The 632-nt window shown below is 34.2% G+C and carries 1 protein-coding gene; it reads right to left on the bottom strand.

Annotation, left to right across the window (positions count from 1 at the left end; all coding sequences use genetic code 11):
* Nucleotides 1-364 precede the first annotated feature (364 nt).
* The coding region (locus ACFIO3_RS14980) for a Ty1/Copia family ribonuclease HI (protein ID WP_375704769.1) at nucleotides 365-632 on the bottom strand (268 nt) is incomplete at its 5' end.

Below are 632 nucleotides of genomic sequence, written 5' to 3'. Positions count from 1 at the left end.
ACCGTCACTAACATCGCGGTTGGATTCCAAACTGTCACTAACATCGCAGTTGGAGAATTGGTCGATAAATTTTTTATATTTTTACCCTTTTGCAATTTAGATAACGGTCAATCTCAATAGCATAGCTAAGCTAAGCTTGAAATAATGAAAGCCTCTACTTATGATGTTTTAGAGAATGAGATTCAAGGAATAATCTATGAATGCTACTTTCAATAGAGAACATGCTAAACATCATAAGCTTTAATGTACATATTTCCAAGGATTTTAGATAACCATTCACCTCAATAAAGTCAACAAAGAGCATAAGCAAGAGATCAAGATGATATATCAAGAAGGCAAAGGACCTCTTACTAGCATGAATCTTTTAATCAAGTTGACAAATTCCCAAGGCTTTTCTCAAGTTTATAAAACGAGTAGCCTCAAGAGGTTTTGTGAAAATGTCCGCTAATTGTCTTTCTGTGGAAATATGCTCTAAAGAGACCATATTGTCTTCTACCAATTCACGAATGAAATGATGACGAATGTCAATGTGCTTAGTTTGTGAATGTTGAACGGGATTCTTAGAAATGCTAATGGCACTAATGTTGTCACAAAATAGTGTTATAGACTCTTGATTAAGACCATAATCTTTG

This window comes from Bartonella sp. AD328YNZD (assembly GCF_042196425.1).
Note: the sequence above shows the minus strand (reverse complement) of the source record. Positions and strands in the feature narration are given on the sequence as shown.